Source organism: Rugamonas sp. GW822-FHT03B10, from assembly GCF_058801745.1.
On the sequence record NZ_JBXANP010000004.1, the window covers coordinates 1 to 14,443 of the forward strand.

General features: G+C 60.8%; 19 protein-coding genes. 2 read left to right on the plus strand and 17 right to left on the minus strand.

The annotated features are described in order from the left end of the window. The first annotated feature begins 152 nt into the window (after positions 1-152). Positions 153-728: a recombinase family protein gene (locus AC1RQG_RS07930; RefSeq protein ID WP_493130729.1), complete on the plus strand. Its 576-nt coding sequence runs from the start codon at positions 153-155 to the stop codon at positions 726-728. Between the two features lie 48 nt (positions 729-776). Here AC1RQG_RS07930 and AC1RQG_RS07935 read toward each other — a convergent pair whose 3' ends face one another. Next, complete coding sequence (locus tag AC1RQG_RS07935; protein ID WP_493130048.1) at positions 777-1,262, minus strand: hypothetical protein; 486 nt, start codon at positions 1,260-1,262, stop codon at positions 777-779. 366 nt (positions 1,263-1,628) lie between these two features. On the opposite strand from AC1RQG_RS07935, the gene AC1RQG_RS07940 reads away from it, so the two are divergent. Further along, positions 1,629-1,859 (plus strand): hypothetical protein, encoded by a 231-nt coding sequence (locus AC1RQG_RS07940; RefSeq protein WP_493130050.1) that lies wholly within the window; start codon positions 1,629-1,631, stop codon positions 1,857-1,859. A 54-nt stretch (positions 1,860-1,913) separates the two neighbouring features. Here AC1RQG_RS07940 and AC1RQG_RS07945 read toward each other — a convergent pair whose 3' ends face one another. From AC1RQG_RS07945 to AC1RQG_RS08020, 16 genes are all read right to left on the minus strand, one after another. Further along, positions 1,914-2,705 (minus strand): DNA adenine methylase, encoded by a 792-nt coding sequence (locus AC1RQG_RS07945; RefSeq protein ID WP_493130052.1) that lies wholly within the window; start codon positions 2,703-2,705, stop codon positions 1,914-1,916. Then, positions 2,632-2,862, minus strand: coding sequence for a Com family DNA-binding transcriptional regulator (locus AC1RQG_RS07950; RefSeq protein WP_493130054.1), 231 nt, complete (start codon positions 2,860-2,862; stop codon positions 2,632-2,634). The genes AC1RQG_RS07945 and AC1RQG_RS07950 overlap by 74 nt, the downstream gene beginning before the upstream one ends. 135 nt (positions 2,863-2,997) lie before the next feature. Further along, positions 2,998-3,222, minus strand: coding sequence for an Acb2/Tad1 domain-containing protein (locus AC1RQG_RS07955; RefSeq protein ID WP_493130056.1), 225 nt, complete (start codon positions 3,220-3,222; stop codon positions 2,998-3,000). Between the two features lie 319 nt (positions 3,223-3,541). Then, positions 3,542-3,994, minus strand: a complete 453-nt coding sequence (locus AC1RQG_RS07960; protein WP_493130058.1) for a hypothetical protein — start codon at positions 3,992-3,994, stop codon at positions 3,542-3,544. 2 nt (positions 3,995-3,996) lie between these two features. Beyond that, entirely contained in the window at positions 3,997-4,935 is a 939-nt protein-coding gene (locus AC1RQG_RS07965) for a glycine-rich domain-containing protein (RefSeq protein WP_493130059.1), read from the minus strand. A gap of 10 nt (positions 4,936-4,945) precedes the next feature. Next, positions 4,946-5,248: a hypothetical protein gene (locus AC1RQG_RS07970; RefSeq protein ID WP_493130060.1), complete on the minus strand. Its 303-nt coding sequence runs from the start codon at positions 5,246-5,248 to the stop codon at positions 4,946-4,948. Then, on the minus strand, positions 5,249-6,145 hold the full coding sequence (locus AC1RQG_RS07975) for a hypothetical protein (RefSeq protein ID WP_493130062.1): 897 nt from the start codon (positions 6,143-6,145) through the stop codon (positions 5,249-5,251). A 1-nt stretch (position 6,146) separates the two neighbouring features. After that, positions 6,147-6,680 (minus strand): putative phage tail protein, encoded by a 534-nt coding sequence (locus tag AC1RQG_RS07980; protein WP_493130063.1) that lies wholly within the window; start codon positions 6,678-6,680, stop codon positions 6,147-6,149. Next, on the minus strand, positions 6,677-7,735 hold the full coding sequence (locus tag AC1RQG_RS07985; RefSeq protein ID WP_493130065.1) for a baseplate J/gp47 family protein: 1,059 nt from the start codon (positions 7,733-7,735) through the stop codon (positions 6,677-6,679). The genes AC1RQG_RS07980 and AC1RQG_RS07985 overlap by 4 nt, the downstream gene beginning before the upstream one ends. Positions 7,736-7,746: 11 nt before the next feature. Continuing rightward, entirely contained in the window at positions 7,747-8,130 is a 384-nt protein-coding gene (locus tag AC1RQG_RS07990) for a phage GP46 family protein (protein WP_493130067.1), read from the minus strand. Beyond that, positions 8,130-8,771 carry a phage baseplate assembly protein V gene (locus tag AC1RQG_RS07995; RefSeq protein ID WP_493130069.1) on the minus strand — a complete coding sequence of 214 codons (642 nt, stop codon included), beginning with the start codon at positions 8,769-8,771 and terminating at the stop codon, positions 8,130-8,132. Before AC1RQG_RS07995 ends, AC1RQG_RS07990 begins: the two co-directional genes overlap by 1 nt. Then, positions 8,768-9,904 (minus strand): phage baseplate assembly protein, encoded by a 1,137-nt coding sequence (locus AC1RQG_RS08000; protein WP_493130070.1) that lies wholly within the window; start codon positions 9,902-9,904, stop codon positions 8,768-8,770. Before AC1RQG_RS08000 ends, AC1RQG_RS07995 begins: the two co-directional genes overlap by 4 nt. Next, complete coding sequence (locus tag AC1RQG_RS08005; protein WP_493130071.1) at positions 9,888-11,276, minus strand: DNA circularization protein; 1,389 nt, start codon at positions 11,274-11,276, stop codon at positions 9,888-9,890. Before AC1RQG_RS08005 ends, AC1RQG_RS08000 begins: the two co-directional genes overlap by 17 nt. Before the next feature lie 81 nt (positions 11,277-11,357). Next, positions 11,358-13,361 (minus strand): phage tail tape measure protein, encoded by a 2,004-nt coding sequence (locus AC1RQG_RS08010; RefSeq protein ID WP_493130073.1) that lies wholly within the window; start codon positions 13,359-13,361, stop codon positions 11,358-11,360. Positions 13,362-13,586: 225 nt separating this feature from the next. Next, a complete protein-coding gene (locus AC1RQG_RS08015; RefSeq protein WP_493130074.1) occupies positions 13,587-14,075 on the minus strand; it encodes a hypothetical protein in 489 nt (162 codons plus the stop codon). After that, on the minus strand, positions 14,072-14,443 hold the full coding sequence (locus AC1RQG_RS08020; protein WP_493130076.1) for a phage tail protein: 372 nt from the start codon (positions 14,441-14,443) through the stop codon (positions 14,072-14,074). Before AC1RQG_RS08020 ends, AC1RQG_RS08015 begins: the two co-directional genes overlap by 4 nt.

The window sequence follows — 14,443 nt, forward strand, 5'->3', positions numbered from 1 at the left end:
GCCGGGAAGTTTTCGCTCTCGCCGATGTAGTGTTATCGACTCCTGATAATTGGTGCAGTCGTCTTCTGAAAATGACAGCCCCGATGCACGCCTATACCCCTGTAGATGTCGAACATTCAGTTCAACTATCTACATCCATGAAAGGGTATGAAATGGCAGTAATCGGATATGCTCGGGTCAGCACTGTCGAACAGACGCTAGACCTGCAGAAGGATGCGCTCACCGCCGCCGACGTAGTGTGCCTCTACGAGGAGAAGGCCTGTGGCAAGACGGCCGACAGGCCCGAGCTAGCGCAATGTCTCAAAGCATTGCGCGAGGGTGATACGCTTGTGGTTTGGCGCCTCGACCGCCTTGGCAGGAACCTGAAGGACTTGGTGCAAATCGTCGCTGACTTGGAAGCGCGCGGCGTGAAATTCAAATCGCTGACCGAATCGATTGATACCACCGGTCCAGCAGGCAAGCTCGTCTTCCATATGTTTGCAGCTCTCGCCCAGTTCGAGAGGGAACTGGTCAGAGAGCGAACGCTGGCGGGCCTGGTGGCAGCGAGAGCTCGGGGCCGCAACGGCGGCAGGCCGCCCGTTCTAAGAGCAAGTGAACAACGTATAGCACTTGCCATGATGAAGAATCGGGAAATGTCGGTTGCGGCAATAGCTGAGCACTTGGGCGTATCACGCTCAACGTTGTACAACCTGCAGAAAGACCGCAACCAGGCTAGCGGTCGCGGTTAACGCCCTATTCCGGCGGCGGTGTCGCCGCCGTGAAGTAAGCGCAAAAGGTCACGCCGGCGCCCAACCCTTTGCCTGTTCTTTCGACTCCAATTGCAACTTCTTAATTACGTCTTTGACGTCTTCCCCAGTCATGTTGGCGACTAAGAAGCCAATTCGCTTCGCCCCCTTCGCGGTGACGACGAAGGGGATGTCGCCCAGTCCCCACACGCTGTAATTTCGATTCTCTAACGCGTACTCGGCCTTCTTGGACGCCGGCTTGAGGTAGCCGCGATGAACCAGGCTGAGAATCCCAGACTCAGTCATGACGTCGCATTCGCGCGAATCGAAGGTCCGGAACGAGAACAGCCTATTGCTGAAGGCCCGGCTGTTGTAAGTCCCTTCCAAGCACATCAAGCCCAACACAAGCGCTTCCATTGGTGGCAAGGTCTCCGCCTCATCCGTGCCGGAATGCGCTTCAACTTTATTGGTGAAGTAAAGGCTCATCATCATTTTCAGGAATTGAGCGTTCGGGTTTGGTTTGGACTTGGTAGCCATGTTCGTAGGTCGAAAAAGAAAAACCCCATTTTACTATTGCCACACGGAAATCAACATATACTCAAGTCATGGAAGCAATTAACGATGCATGGTGGCAATTTTGTGGCTTCGGGCGGCGATTGCCCTGCGGTCGAAAAAGTGGTGGCAATTAGGTGGCAATTTTCAATTAATCTGCCACCAAACTGTAACGGCGCGGCGATTTTGGCACCGATTTGCGAATATTTTGGCGCTTGGCGATGCCTGCAAGCGCCAAAAATTACGTAAATTTCAGCCAGAGATGGCGGCCAATCGGACATGACGTTAGCGAGCTATTACCTCTGAGCAATATGCTAGACTTTAACGCTCAACAACCACCAGAGGGACGTTATGAGCAATACAATTTTTGGCTTACTTCAACAACACGCCCAGCCAAAAGGCGGAGTCTACGACGGATTGCGCATTCGCACGAAGAGCGGTGCCGAGTACGAAGGCTCTCTCGTCCACTGGAACTCCCTAAATACACCAAACCTGATTTGCATCACAGGTGAAATGGGACGACAAACCTTCGTAGAGCGCGAGTCGCTTGAATCGGTCACGGTCATCAATCCGGCACGCTAGCCCCAAGTGCTTTCTTGAGCACAAGGCCGGCGCTAATGCCGGCCTTTCCTTTCGTTAAAACAGGCTATCGGTCGCGGTCGCGTCCCAGTTACAGATCACCAGCTCCTTACTGGTTTCCGGCTGGCCATGGGTGTTAGATACGCTGTATTTGATGTCCAGGCCCAGCATATGCAGTCCGCTAAAAGCCTCGCGGATCGCCGGGTGGTCGTTGATCGACACCATCACCTTACCCTTACAGGTGCGCATGAACTCAGCCATCTGCACATACTCACCGAACGGGAAATCCACGCCATAGCCCTCGGTCTCCCAGTATGGCGGATCACAGTAGAAGAACGTGTGTGGCCGGTCATAGCGCTTCATGCAGTCCAGCCAGGTAAGGTTTTCCACATAGGTGCCGGACAGGCGCAAGTGCGCGGCACTTAACGCCTCTTCGATCCGGCACAGGTTGATCGGCGACCCGGTTGTCGCCGTGCCGAAGTTCTGGCCGCTGACCTTGCCGCCGAAGGCATGCTGCTGCAAGTAGTAGAAGCGCGCGGCGCGCTGGATATCGGTCAAGGTGCGCGTGTCGGTCAGCTGCTGCCATTTGAACACCTGGCGGCTGCTGATGGCCCACTTGAACTGCCGGACAAACTCCTCCAGGTGGTGCTGCACAACGCGGTAGAGGTTGATCAGATCGCCATTGATGTCGTTGATGACCTCGGTCGCGGCCGGGAACGGCCGCAGGAAGTACAGCGCCGCGCCGCCACAGAACACCTCGACGTAGCATTCGTGCTTAGGGAACAGTGGGATCAGCTTGTCGGCCAGGCGACGCTTGCCGCCGAGCCAGGGAATGATGGGGTTGGTCACTGCTTGGAACTCCATGTGGCGCTCGGTGGCGCTCTGGATCGGTGCTCGTGGCCCTCAGTTGATTTAAGACGTTGCAGCGCGGGCATTTGATATTGAGCCGGCTGTAGACGCCTTCACCTAACTTCTTGTGGCAGTTGCCACACCTGATTTCCTGCATTTAACGCCCCTGTGCTAAGATTCCGCCCCTCTGCAGAGTGGTGGAGCCTTGGTTTGTGCGCAGGTACTGACTGCAATCGAACGGTCGGCGGGGTGTTGACGCACCGCGCCGGCCGCTCCGTTCAAACTTCAACCGTTAAAACGTCGTTGGCTGTGCCACGCCGCGCGTCAGCGCCATGAAGCCTTGCTGCAGGTTGGTCGCGCCGATACTGATCCAGCGCTGGTCAAGCCCTTGCACCGCCTTCAGTTCGTCGACCAGCTGGCCAATGGCCGCGCCTGCTTCCTTCACCTTGTTCATCGCAGCAATTTCTTCGGCCGAAAGATCGCGATAGCCCTTGATCATCTTGTGCTGATTTTCCATGTTGCTCCTATAGGTTGGTACTGCGTTAAATCCCCGCCGACCGCGTACAGTGGTCGGGGTCAAGCTTGTCCAGCAGACGGCACAGCAGGCACCAGGTACGCCGCCCCTCGCGGCGCCCACGGTTTGCTCGGCTGGAAATGGTCTCGGTGTCGGCTCCGCCGGTTGTGGCATTGCCCACGCGGTCATAGGCGACGATGATGCGCCAAGCGCGCTGGCTTCCGACAACAATGGCTGTCAGCATCCAAAGCGAGGCGAACAGGTGCGCGACTTGACATGCCAAAAACAAGATTAAAAGCGTTATTCGGCGCACGGTTTTCCCTTATTGGATGATGCCCGTGAGGATCTGCGCCGGCCGATCCGCCGCGATCAGATTCTTCCCTGCCAGATAGGCCAGCGCCTCTTGGGTGGACTCCAGGCCCAGGTCAACAAACGTCAAGCGCGGATCGTTAACAATCTCGAAGAAGTCCTTAACAATAGGGTCTTCACTTGCCTTGATTGCGACACGCTCCTGTACTTTAAAGAGCAGCTTGAATTGAACTGGGCTGACCTTCGGCGCTTCCAGCTGATTAGCGGATGCCGTATTTTCGGCCGGCGGCAAGATGACCGTCCAATTGCCGGCGCCATCCACCTCACTACCCGGAGTCACATCATCCGGGCAAATTGAGAAAAGTTCAGCTACTTCCGAGTGGAAGCAATCGGTGATGACTACACCTGACGGAGGACAAAAAATCTCCATCACAGTGCCGTTTTCGATTCGTGCATATTTAGTCATGATTACCACTCCACAATAACAAGTCCGTCACCGCCAGATTGGGCACCAGCCGCAGCTCCACCGCCGCCACCACCACCAATTCCGCCACCGCCTTGACAAGTGCCTGCGGTATTTACGCCACCGCCACCGCCACCGATGCCACCAAAACCCGACCCTGTCGAAGTGCCGCCGGAACCGCCGCCACCGATGCCGCCGTTATAACCACTTCCGCCAGCACCGCCGCCGGTGAAACCGTCAAATGGGAAACGAATAACGGCGTTGATGGGATTCGAGGCGCCATTGGCACTGCTCGCGATATTGCCGATAATATCTGGCGCCCCTCTGCCAGTTGAATCAGGAAGCCCAAATGGAGACCCTCCAGCAGAGCTGTTTATACCGGTTAGGTCTCCGCCTCCTACGCCACCTCCGCCACTGAGCGAGTACGCTGCGCTTTTTCCACCATCCCCGAGCTGTGATCCTGCTCCACCGCCACCGCTGCCAGAAGATGCACCCGAAGCGCCGCCGCTTGCCTGGAAGGTGCCACCAGTTCCTGTCCCGCCAGTGGCCGAGGTAGCGCCGGTTTGCCCACCACCACCTCCAGTTGCACTGATCAATGCCCCGAACGATGAACTTCCTCCTGCAACGCCGCCGTTGACGGGGCCGCCAGCACCTACGGTGACCGTATAAGGAGTGCTTGGCGCGACGCTGAAGACACCGTGGGCGTACCCACCGCCGCCACCGCCGGTTCCGCTTGGCTTTCCACTGCCACCGGCACCGACTACCCTGACACGAATAGAGGTGATGCCAGCGGGGATGGTGAAAGTTCCGCTTTTCTGGAATACGCGCCAAAGACCATTGCCGAATTCCCCCATATATCCGGGAGGGGTGAGCTTGGTCCCAGTTGTCGTCGGAACGTTAAACGTCGGGGAAACATTTACGGTTTGTTGCGTTACCTGGCCCATTGTTTTCTCCTTACATACCGTGGGCGCGAACGCTCACGTTGGCTGTATCGCTACGCGCCCACACCTTTTCACCGGACGAGCATACTAATCCGGTGTCCTCAAGAATCCCGTTAGCGGCAACGCTAACGTCATAATCGACATAGTCAGTGGCTGCGGGGGCGCCGCCCGTGCCGATGGAGAGGCGCACCTTGACGACGGTAGCGTTTCTGTTCGCGAACCGGACATTGAATGTCTGGATGGTAGCTGCCGTGAACAGCAGCGTGTCAGCGCCACCAGCTGGAAGGTCGGCAGAGCCAAGTTTTCCTGTTGCCATTTAGATTTGCCCCATAAAGTAGAGTTGAGTGGAAGAAGTAACGGAAGCAGCTGCAAGCGCTTGCGCTTGTGCAAGCGTCACTGCGTGCTGCGATTGGGTTGCTGTGCCAACTTGCAGGGCGCCTCCGGTACAGCCAAGAAGCACCCAGGAATTGAGGGACGCGTTCCACATCACCTCGACCTCGCCACCAGTGACGATCTCTCCGCCCTGGAGAGCTGCATGTGCGCCGCCGACGATGGGCTTGGCGGCCATTGCGTTCGGTGCAAATGTGGTCGCACCAATGTTGCTCGCGGATGCCTTGAACGTGAGAATCATTCCATCGGTGAGCGTGGTGACGGCCGGTGTGTAGTTGGCTGCGTGCGCGTTGGCGGTGCCACTGCCAGCCGCATACACATTGCTGGAGTTCTGTACGCTGACCTTCGTGGCAGCATCGTCCATTTGATATTTAACGTTGACGCCATCACAGGCCACTGAATCGAGCGCGCCCTGGGAGATCAGGACGCCACTACCACCAGAGGCATAGCAGCCCACAGTGAAATTTCCGGTGGTTGCGTTGACAACGATCCACCGGCCGAATGCTGCAGGGACGATCAGGCTGGCGTTGCTGGTCAAGGCGCCCGTGACAACGATAAATCCGGGAGCAAGCTGCGCGGCGCTCAGGATGGTCGTGCCGCCGGTCGTGACCACATTCACGGAAGAGTTGTTTATCACCGATCGGATGCCGCCTAACAGCTGGTTGGACTGCCCAGCGTCTAAAGCAACGCCGGCCGCCGCGATGACGCTGACGATTTCCTCCTGAACGGAATTGAGCCACTGTGCTGTCACCACCGTGCCCTGAATGCCGTTAAACGGATCACCGTCGTGGAACAGCTGGTCTGATGAATTAATCCGCTGCATATCAATCTTCCAAATCTACAAATGAATAAGCCGCTTTGACGCTGTCCAGCCAAGCAAGCACCTGGCTGCGATCTGCGGAGGAAATGATCTGGCCGTTGCGCCGCAAACGGACACGCCAGTACCAACTGACCGCCGACGGGTTGTAGAGGCGGTCACCGCCAGCGTTCAAGCCAGCGAAGAAGCCGCGCGGCTCGTCGATGATGACGGTGTAGCCCGCCTGTTCCAGAAGCGCCTGGAAGTATGGTTTGGACATGCCACCCGTTTGCAACACCTTGGCCGTCAACCGGGCCTGGCGCTCCGGGATCGTCGTTGCGGACATCAAGCCCTGATCCGGCAGGCCGTAGACCCGTTCCCAATCGTCCAACAGTTGAACCGTAGTACGCGGGTCCATTTCCAGCAGCAGGTTGTTCGCCGCGTCCTGGACCAGGTCCAACTGGCGCGCCTCGGCGGCCAGGTCGCTGCTGAGCACTGGCGCCGCACGGTCGTAGGCATCCTGCGGCAGCAACAGCTTCAGGAAGTTGAGGTGCAGGCTCACGACAACACCACCGTGCCAAGTGCCGCCATCTGGACACTTGTCGCATCCACCACTGGCACCACCGAGGCACCAGGACTGGTCAGGTTGACGTCGGTAACACCTGGCACGTCGGTGATGATGGCCAGGACGCGGCTGCGCAGCACACCTTCCCCCGGCGCAAGGCCGGCAATGTATGCGGCCAGCGCGCTCTGCACGGTAGCCTGAACGTTCGCCAGCACCGTCCCCGGCAGCAGCGTGACCGTTGCCACGACATTGACCACCAGCAGCGTCGGTGTCAGCACCTGGCAGTCTCCGCCGGCCGGGTTGACGCTCTCGATGTAGGCTTTAACGGTGTTCTGCAGCGCTTGGGGTGCGGGCACGCCATTGGACAGGATGGCGATGTCCGTCGTGCCTAGGCCGCGCCGCAGCGGATAGCACCAGGCGGACGTTACGCCAGGCACTTCCATGGCCCAGCGCCGGTAGTCGTACTTATTGCCGCCAGCCGGCGGATGACGGAGCCTGTCCAGCAGCCGGCTAAGCAAGGATGTCGTGGTTTCGGTGTCCGTGCCGGCCAGCATCGTGACGACGGCCGCCGTGGAGGACACGCCAGCCGGCGCACTGGTCAAGGTCAGGGCCGTTTCGGCGGCCTGGTTGCCGGCGCTGCCGCTGGTGCTGGCCTGGGCTGCGAGGACCAGCGTGCCGTCGGCCGCGACATTGCCGAAGGACGTTGTGACGTAAGCCTGGCCGTCCAACGCCTTGCATTCGACGCCGGCATTGACCGCGCTGCCCGGCGCGCCAGTGAACGAAATGCTTCCCATGGCTGCGGTCGCTGGCTTGAGCGCCATCCCATAGAGCGAGGCATATTGCAGCAGCACGTCGTCGTCCGAGGTGTCCGGCATGATCTGCCGCCCGACCCAGGAAAGATTTTCGTACAGCCCCTCCACCGCTGCGGCGACCGCGTTGGCGCGCATGCGGAAGTCCGAGTCGGCGCCAACGGCCGCTTGTGGGTTTTGGTTCACGATGTCGCGCAGTATGTCGTCGCGGATCTGCTCGAATGTTCTTGCGATATATGGCATAGGGTTCCTGATCAGATGACTTTGAGTGCGTGCTGGAAGGTCTGCACTTCGCCCGAGGCCGCCGTGACCTGGATGGCCAGCAGCACCCGGCCGGCGCCTGTGCCGTCCTTGATCCTGCTGACCCCGATCTCGATATCCGTGGCGCGGCCGTCGTCGATCAGCGGCTGAAGCGCGGTTTTGGCATACTGCTTGGCCAGAACGCTGTAGCGCGCCATATCCTTCTCGCGCTCCAATTCGTGCAGGCGGCTGCCGAGGGTTGGATCGGCCCAGTAGCTGCCCAGTGGAACCACTAGGCGCAGATAGACCGCATTGGCCAGGCCGGCCATCGGATCGCGTACCGGCGATCCCTGCAGCAGCTGGTAATCGCTGACCGAAGGTGAAATGAAGATGTCCATCACATCACCTGGTCAGGTGTCGGCGAGGTGCCGTGGTGGTGGGCGTTGTAAGTGGCTCGCATGCCGGCCATCGACTTGCCGCCATGGTCCTTGATGTCGCCCTGGGCAACCAGGTCGCCCTGTATCGCTGCTGCGCCTTGCACCGACGCATTGCCCTTGGTGCTGAGGTTGCCGTCGTTGTCGATGTTGCCATCCACATTGAGGTTGCCGGTCATATGCACCAGTTCGGTCTCCATCGTGATCGAAGGCGTGTCCGTGATCTTGATGGGTAGGCCGGCGCCTTTCACGACGATGCCCTGGCGCGTTAAAACAACCTGTTGCCCCAGGTCGTCATAGATCGCGACCTCGCCGTTCTTCAGCCCTTTGAGTCGATACTGGGTATGCTCGGTGGCGATGACGATGCCATGCGCGGTCTTGCCGCCGATGGGCAGCACGATCAGCTGGGTACCGGCCAGCGGGACGGACGTAAAGCCGTAGTGCTGGACCAGCTCATTGTCCTGCAGCTGTTCGCCGGCCATGGCGTCGGCCTGCACCAGCTGGATGGGCGTGGTCGTGGCGATGTTCGTCAACACAGCGCGAAACGCGGTGCGGACGCGGCCCAGCGCCTTGTTGATCGCCCGGTTGATCAATTCACTGCTCATTTAACGTCCTCGAAAGTAATCACGTCGCCGGTCAGCTCATTACGGCCGCGGCGATGCTTGTTCTTGTGGGGATGGGCGGCAACGACCCACACGCCGTCTTCCTTGAGCGTCAGCTCGGTGGTCGTCCCGTATCCCCGGCTGCGCAGGAATTTGCGCGCCATCAGGAAGAACACGCCGTCGAGGTCGAGCAGATCGGATTTGATCCGCACGCGCTGGCCAGGTTGCCAGAGCTTGCCGTCGCCCGCCTCACCTGGTGCGTTGATACGATGCCCCTGGACGGTCGCTCGCACCTCGAAGCCCTTGAGGCGGGAATCGCCCATGAGCTTGGATGCGCGTTCATTGCAAAGCTGGGTGCTGTCGGTTTCATGGTCGACCACAATCTTCGGGCGTGGCCAGGTCACGCCGGTATCCTTGGCCGATCCTCGCAGGTTGTGCTTGCCGCCTTCTTCCTGGGTCGCATGCGTTTGGCCGAGCACAATGATTTCCGAGTACCGGTCGGCGACGTTGTCGGTGCGCTCCATCAGCTCAACGTTGCTGCCGTCCGCGTCGCAGACCAGAACGGCGACCGGAGGCGTCGAATAGTCGGGGCCGCCAACGACCAGCGTGCCGTCTGGATCGAACCATGGCCACAGTCCCTCCGCCTCGGCGGCGTTGCGCAGTATTTCCCAAGCAGTGTCGCCAGGCTCGACATTGATTTTCTCTCGCGTCACGCCACTGGCCGTCGTTTGAAGCCGCACCTTGCTGATGCCGAGCGGGCGGACAATCGATGTGACGATCTCGCGCAGCGTGCTCATCTTGCGTACAAACACAGGCGCCGAGCAGTCCACCAGTTGGGCTGCCATGTCCCGGCCGGCCAGCTGGTAGCTGCGCCCTGTCTTGCGGACAGCCTGCTTGATGTTGTCGATCCGCCCGGTCAGCACGACGTCGTCGCCGACGCTCACCTCGATCTGGGCGCCGGCCACCACGTTCGCCGGCAGCTTCTGATCGCGTGCCGCGATGGTGAACTGCCAGGCATCGGCCGGAATCAGTAGGTCGGAGTCGATCTCGTAGGCTTCCCACGTGCTATGCGCCTGGCCGCCGATCTTGAGGGAGACAACCTCGTCGTCGCGGTGCACGTTATTTTGCGTAGGCATTGAGCTTGTCTCCAGCGTTAAGTCCGTTCGGGCGGCGCAGGTTGTTCAAACGCAGCAGCTCAAGCGCGCGGCCGTGGTCCCCGTACCAGTTGTGTGCCAGCAGGCGCAGCGGCACGGGTGCCTCGACTGGTTTAACGATCAGCGCCGGGCGGGCATTGATCACGGCGCGACCGGATTCCTGCGCGGTGAGGGCGAGCGTCTTGAGCGGCTCCGTGATTGGCCTGGCCTGCTCTACGGTGTAGCGTGCGCGTACCTGTGCAACCGCATCGTTGATCGCCGCCCGGACCGTACTGACCATCTGCTCTACCTGATACGGCGTCAGACGCGGCGTGGCCGATTCCGACGCCAGCACGATGGCCAGCACCCGCGCCTTAACGATGGCGCGTTGGCACGCCACGTGCGCGGTCAGCAGCTGGGAGTCCGCCCGACTGTCGGCAGGCGAAACGGGATAGACGGACGAAGCCGGAACGGTGTAGGCCGGAGCGGCGCCAGGAGTACCAGGCAGCTGGCCGGCACCACTACTGGCCGGCACAAACACTGTCGAACTTGCCTGCGTAGCCTCCCAAGCGAGGTAGTTCGCCGGGCTGTTGGTGGTGCTCGAAACCACCGGCAGCAGGGAGTCGGACGACAGCAGACGGTCGACCTGGTTGAACGCTTTGTTGGCGAAGTTCTGCAGCGACTCCACCTCCAGGGGGATCTGGTCGACCAGCGCCTGACACAGCGCGGTGACGTCCGTGACGAAGCCCAGCACGTCCCGGATGGGATCGGTGATCGACGTCAGCACGCCGTGAACCTGGTTGTTGAGGGTCAGCAGGAATGTGACGGCCTGTTGGCGCAATGCGCTGATACGGCTGAGGGCGCTCATTGAGCCGGCGTCAGCCAGGCTGGTCAATTCGCCGCAGCCGTTGGTCAACTGCTCGCTGGCGCCTTCCTCCACGTCGTCGGCCGCATCGTCGATGGCGTCCGCCTTCTGGCTCGACAGTGCGCGGTCGAAGAAGGGCGCGGCGGTGACGGACTCCTCGAATTCAATGGTGATGGTGCAGGAATCCGGCGACTCCGCCAGGTGCGCGATGCGATAGCTCGACACCTGCATCGACTCCATGCGGCCGAATACAGGGTGCACCAGCGGGCCGGCGCCGCGCTGGTCAAGCACCTGCAGGAAGTTCTGCAGCTGGCTTTCGTAGTCATCCCCATAGACGATGGCGCGCACCGATGTCGTGCGGTCGTCCCGGCCCATGTCCTCGACGTCCGAGCCGTCCACATAGGGGTAGGAGTGACGGGCAAGCGAGCGCGTAACGCCGTCGTCGACGGACAGCATGTCGAATTCGACGCCACGGAAGCTGGCAGGTAGGAGATTGTCGGCCCAAGTCATGAGCGCAGCTTACGCGCGCGCATGACCGCCAATAAGGTGGATGGTGTTCGGGGGGAGCCTATCTCCCCCTATGGGAATAGGCTATTTCCGCAGTGCTTCGCGCTGCAGCCGGTTGTCAATCTCGGCCGCGATGTTGCCGTTCTCGACCGTCACGCGGACGTCGACGGGGATCGGCTTTTTGGTCAGTTCGTCCATGGCCTGCTTGTTGTGCTCGGACATCTTGTCGAACATCGCCGCCAGCTTCTCGCCGCCCCAGCTGCCGATGGCGCCGCCGATCATCATGCCAGGCACAGCGCCCACGCCGCCGAACAGGCCGCCGATGGCGCCACCTATCGCCGAGCCGGCAAATCCACCCACCGTGCTGCCGGCCACCCGCTTATATTCCTTGCGCTTGGTGTCGGCATCCATGTCACCGTCCGCCGCGATCATGCCGCCTTCGATCAGGCCCATGGTCAGCGCAACCGGGCCGCCTACCTTCATAGCACCCTTCATACCGCCCAGGAAGCTGCCGATCTTTCCTAAAGGCGGCTGGCCGGCGCTGGCAGGTGTTCGGCCGCGATTATTTGGCGGGGAAGCGGGGGTGTCCGGCGCACCGCCCTTCGGCGGCATGCGCTCGCGCTTGCCCTCCAGGATCTCCTTGGGCGAGAGCATGGAGGACGGGAAGTTCGTGACAAACACGCGCTGCACGCCCATGGCGCCGGCCAGCCCGCCCATGGCACCTTCGGCGACGCCGCCAGCCTTGCCAGCCGCGCCATTCTTCAGCCTGGCGTAGCCCAGCTTGCCGGCGAGCAGAGCGCCCGCACCGGCCAGCAGCGCCGTGCCCATGTTCTCGCTGGCCCAGCTGGTGACGCTGGCCGCCACCGAGGTAAAGCCAACTGCGGGCTTGCCGAGCGCAACCTTCTGCCGCTCGATTTCCGCGCCCTTGATCTTGCCTGGGTTTGACTGTCGCATTTCGACCAGGTTCTGCTTGAGCTGGCCGCTTTCCTTGGCGGCCTCGCCGCGCTTGACCATGGCCAGGAGGTTCGGGTCGGCGTCGGTGTCCTTCGCTTCCAGGGCGCGCATCATCTCAATCCAGAACATCCTGGTGTGCTGCTCTCGGAAACCGGCTTCGCCCAGCTTGAACGGATTGTCCAGCCCCTTCTGTTTCATCGCCTTCGCCAGGGCCACGATGCCTTCAACGCCGTCCTGGCCTTTGAAATGGCCCTGCTTGTCGAAGAAGCTCTTGAGGTCGATGCCCACATGCTTCAAGCCTTTAACGTAGTGCGGCGACGTCAAATCGGACAGGCCGTGCTCGGCCATCACCGTCACCTCGGACGGCGTCTGGACGGTGGCGTTGCGCATCAGGCGTTGCGTCAGCGCGCCCAGCAGGTTCAGACCACCCTCGCCACGCAGGCCAACGTTCTGGCCGGCGTTGAGCAGCAGCGGCGCCTGGCGGGCCATGTCCTTGGTCTCAAACCGGCCGCTGGTGGCGTGGTAATACAGCATGTCCAGCATCTGCGGAACGCGGTCTTCCTTGATGTTGCTCTTGGTGACCATGTCGAACACCATGTCGGCGATCTCGCCTGCAGGCGCCTCGAACACCTGGGCGGCGTTGGCCACGGCCGGCGCCAGTTTCTGGATCTGCTCGTTCTTCAAGCCCGCGTTGGCGAAGCGCTGGTGCATCTGCAGCACTTCCAGCGGACTGTTGAGCGAGTCCTTGGAGAGGTCCAGGGATGCCTTGCGCATCTGCGCCAGTTCCTTCGTGGTGGCCTGGGCGTTAAATTTAATCTTGAGCAGCGTGCGTTCGAATTCCAGGTTGTCGTCGATCACCGACTTGAGCGTGTTGGCGCCGACCATGGCGCCGTATGCGCCAGCGACCTGAGAGACGACACCGAAGCCGTTCATAGAAGCATGCACCTCGCGCGCCTTGCTGCTCAGCTCGGACAGCGCCTGGCGACCGCGCGCGCCCAGTTCGGTGAATTTGCGGCGGGCGCCGTCGATGCCGGCACCGAGTTCGCCGACACGGCGCTTGACTTCGCCAAGACCGCCACTCACGGCACTGCCGTTAAACATCATGGTCAGGGAGATCTGCAGGTTCCTGGACATCGTCGTGCTTTCTTGAAGCTGGCCGGGCTACGCGCAGCTGCGCGCGCCGGCCTGGTTAGGTGACCTAATTTGAGGATTGTGTACGGCGCCGGGTGCTGCGGAACCGACTGCGGGTGACGCCATTCTCGTCCTCGCCCTGGTCCGCGCCAGCATTCGCGGCCGCCTCGGCCAGCTCATCGCGCTCGGCGATGAGCATGGCCAGCAGGTAAAGCCATTCGCCCTGGGTCAGCTGGTTGGCTGGCTTGCCAAAGACAAAATAAGCCTTTTCAGCGTTACCGTACTTAAATCGTTCAATGAGGTCACCACGGGCTTTTTTTTGACTTCCTCCAGGAGGGCGGCGAACTCTTCTTCCGGCATGGTCTCTTCCCTGGGGGCGCATTGGCGTTCATGCTCCAGGTACTGCCCGATCAGGTAGGCTTTCTGGTCGCGGGAGAACGTGGAGCGGACGTTGTCCACCGCCTTGGCCACCCGCTCACCGCTATCCGGGTCCACCAGGGCGCGGAACAGCAGCTGGGACGACTTCTCGTGCTCGAAGGCTTCCGCCGACTCGGTGGCGAACTGGACGCCCTTGGCCTTCATGAACGCGAGCGTGGCCAGATCGGCGTCCAGGTAGTCCTGGTCGTTCAGGATGCGCAGGCCGAGCTTAACGCCGCCGAGTTCGATCGTCTTGAAGGTGCTGCCGCTAGCTTTCAGCTGTGCGAGGATGTCGGTCATTCAAACACCTTGCGCAGTGCGACCATGGTCAGGTCCTGTTTGGCTTCGCCGTCGACCTTGTACTTGCGGCCCACTTCCGTGGTAAAGCAGTCCAGGTAGGAGGTCCGCTGGCCCCCGCCCACCGGGTAGATGGTGATTTTGGCGCCGACGATGTTCGCCCAGTCCAGGTCGCCCGTCAGCGGGATCATGGCCGACACCTTCAGCTCAATGTCGCTGATGCCCTTGGTGTAGCCGCGTGCGCGGCCGGTCTTGTTCATCGACTTAACGACCTTGCGGCCGGTCTTTTCGGTGGTGTCGACGGTTTCGATATCGACTTCAACGCCGTCGACCTCCATAACGATCACCCCTTGATATTCTACGAGTGCCAT

What these genes read in the sequence shown, in the direction of transcription:
- AC1RQG_RS07965 (WP_493130059.1), bottom strand. Translation starts at nt 4,935, where the DNA reads ATGGGCCAGGTAACGCAACAAACCGTAAATGTTTCCCCGACGTTTAAC.
- AC1RQG_RS07935 (WP_493130048.1), bottom strand. Translation starts at nt 1,262, where the DNA reads ATGGCTACCAAGTCCAAACCAAACCCGAACGCTCAATTCCTGAAAATG.
- AC1RQG_RS07990 (WP_493130067.1), bottom strand. Translation starts at nt 8,130, where the DNA reads ATGGACATCTTCATTTCACCTTCGGTCAGCGATTACCAGCTGCTGCAG.
- AC1RQG_RS08005 (WP_493130071.1), bottom strand. Translation starts at nt 11,276, where the DNA reads ATGACTTGGGCCGACAATCTCCTACCTGCCAGCTTCCGTGGCGTCGAA.
- AC1RQG_RS08010 (WP_493130073.1), bottom strand. Translation starts at nt 13,361, where the DNA reads ATGTCCAGGAACCTGCAGATCTCCCTGACCATGATGTTTAACGGCAGT.
- AC1RQG_RS07970 (WP_493130060.1), bottom strand. Translation starts at nt 5,248, where the DNA reads ATGGCAACAGGAAAACTTGGCTCTGCCGACCTTCCAGCTGGTGGCGCT.
- AC1RQG_RS07950 (WP_493130054.1), bottom strand. Translation starts at nt 2,862, where the DNA reads ATGCAGGAAATCAGGTGTGGCAACTGCCACAAGAAGTTAGGTGAAGGC.
- AC1RQG_RS08000 (WP_493130070.1), bottom strand. Translation starts at nt 9,904, where the DNA reads ATGCCTACGCAAAATAACGTGCACCGCGACGACGAGGTTGTCTCCCTC.
- AC1RQG_RS07975 (WP_493130062.1), bottom strand. Translation starts at nt 6,145, where the DNA reads ATGCAGCGGATTAATTCATCAGACCAGCTGTTCCACGACGGTGATCCG.
- AC1RQG_RS07960 (WP_493130058.1), bottom strand. Translation starts at nt 3,994, where the DNA reads ATGACTAAATATGCACGAATCGAAAACGGCACTGTGATGGAGATTTTT.
- AC1RQG_RS07930 (WP_493130729.1), top strand. Translation starts at nt 153, where the DNA reads ATGGCAGTAATCGGATATGCTCGGGTCAGCACTGTCGAACAGACGCTA.
- AC1RQG_RS07985 (WP_493130065.1), bottom strand. Translation starts at nt 7,735, where the DNA reads ATGCCATATATCGCAAGAACATTCGAGCAGATCCGCGACGACATACTG.
- AC1RQG_RS07940 (WP_493130050.1), top strand. Translation starts at nt 1,629, where the DNA reads ATGAGCAATACAATTTTTGGCTTACTTCAACAACACGCCCAGCCAAAA.
- AC1RQG_RS07955 (WP_493130056.1), bottom strand. Translation starts at nt 3,222, where the DNA reads ATGGAAAATCAGCACAAGATGATCAAGGGCTATCGCGATCTTTCGGCC.
- AC1RQG_RS08015 (WP_493130074.1), bottom strand. Translation starts at nt 14,075, where the DNA reads ATGACCGACATCCTCGCACAGCTGAAAGCTAGCGGCAGCACCTTCAAG.
- AC1RQG_RS07995 (WP_493130069.1), bottom strand. Translation starts at nt 8,771, where the DNA reads ATGAGCAGTGAATTGATCAACCGGGCGATCAACAAGGCGCTGGGCCGC.
- AC1RQG_RS08020 (WP_493130076.1), bottom strand. Translation starts at nt 14,443, where the DNA reads ATGGCACTCGTAGAATATCAAGGGGTGATCGTTATGGAGGTCGACGGC.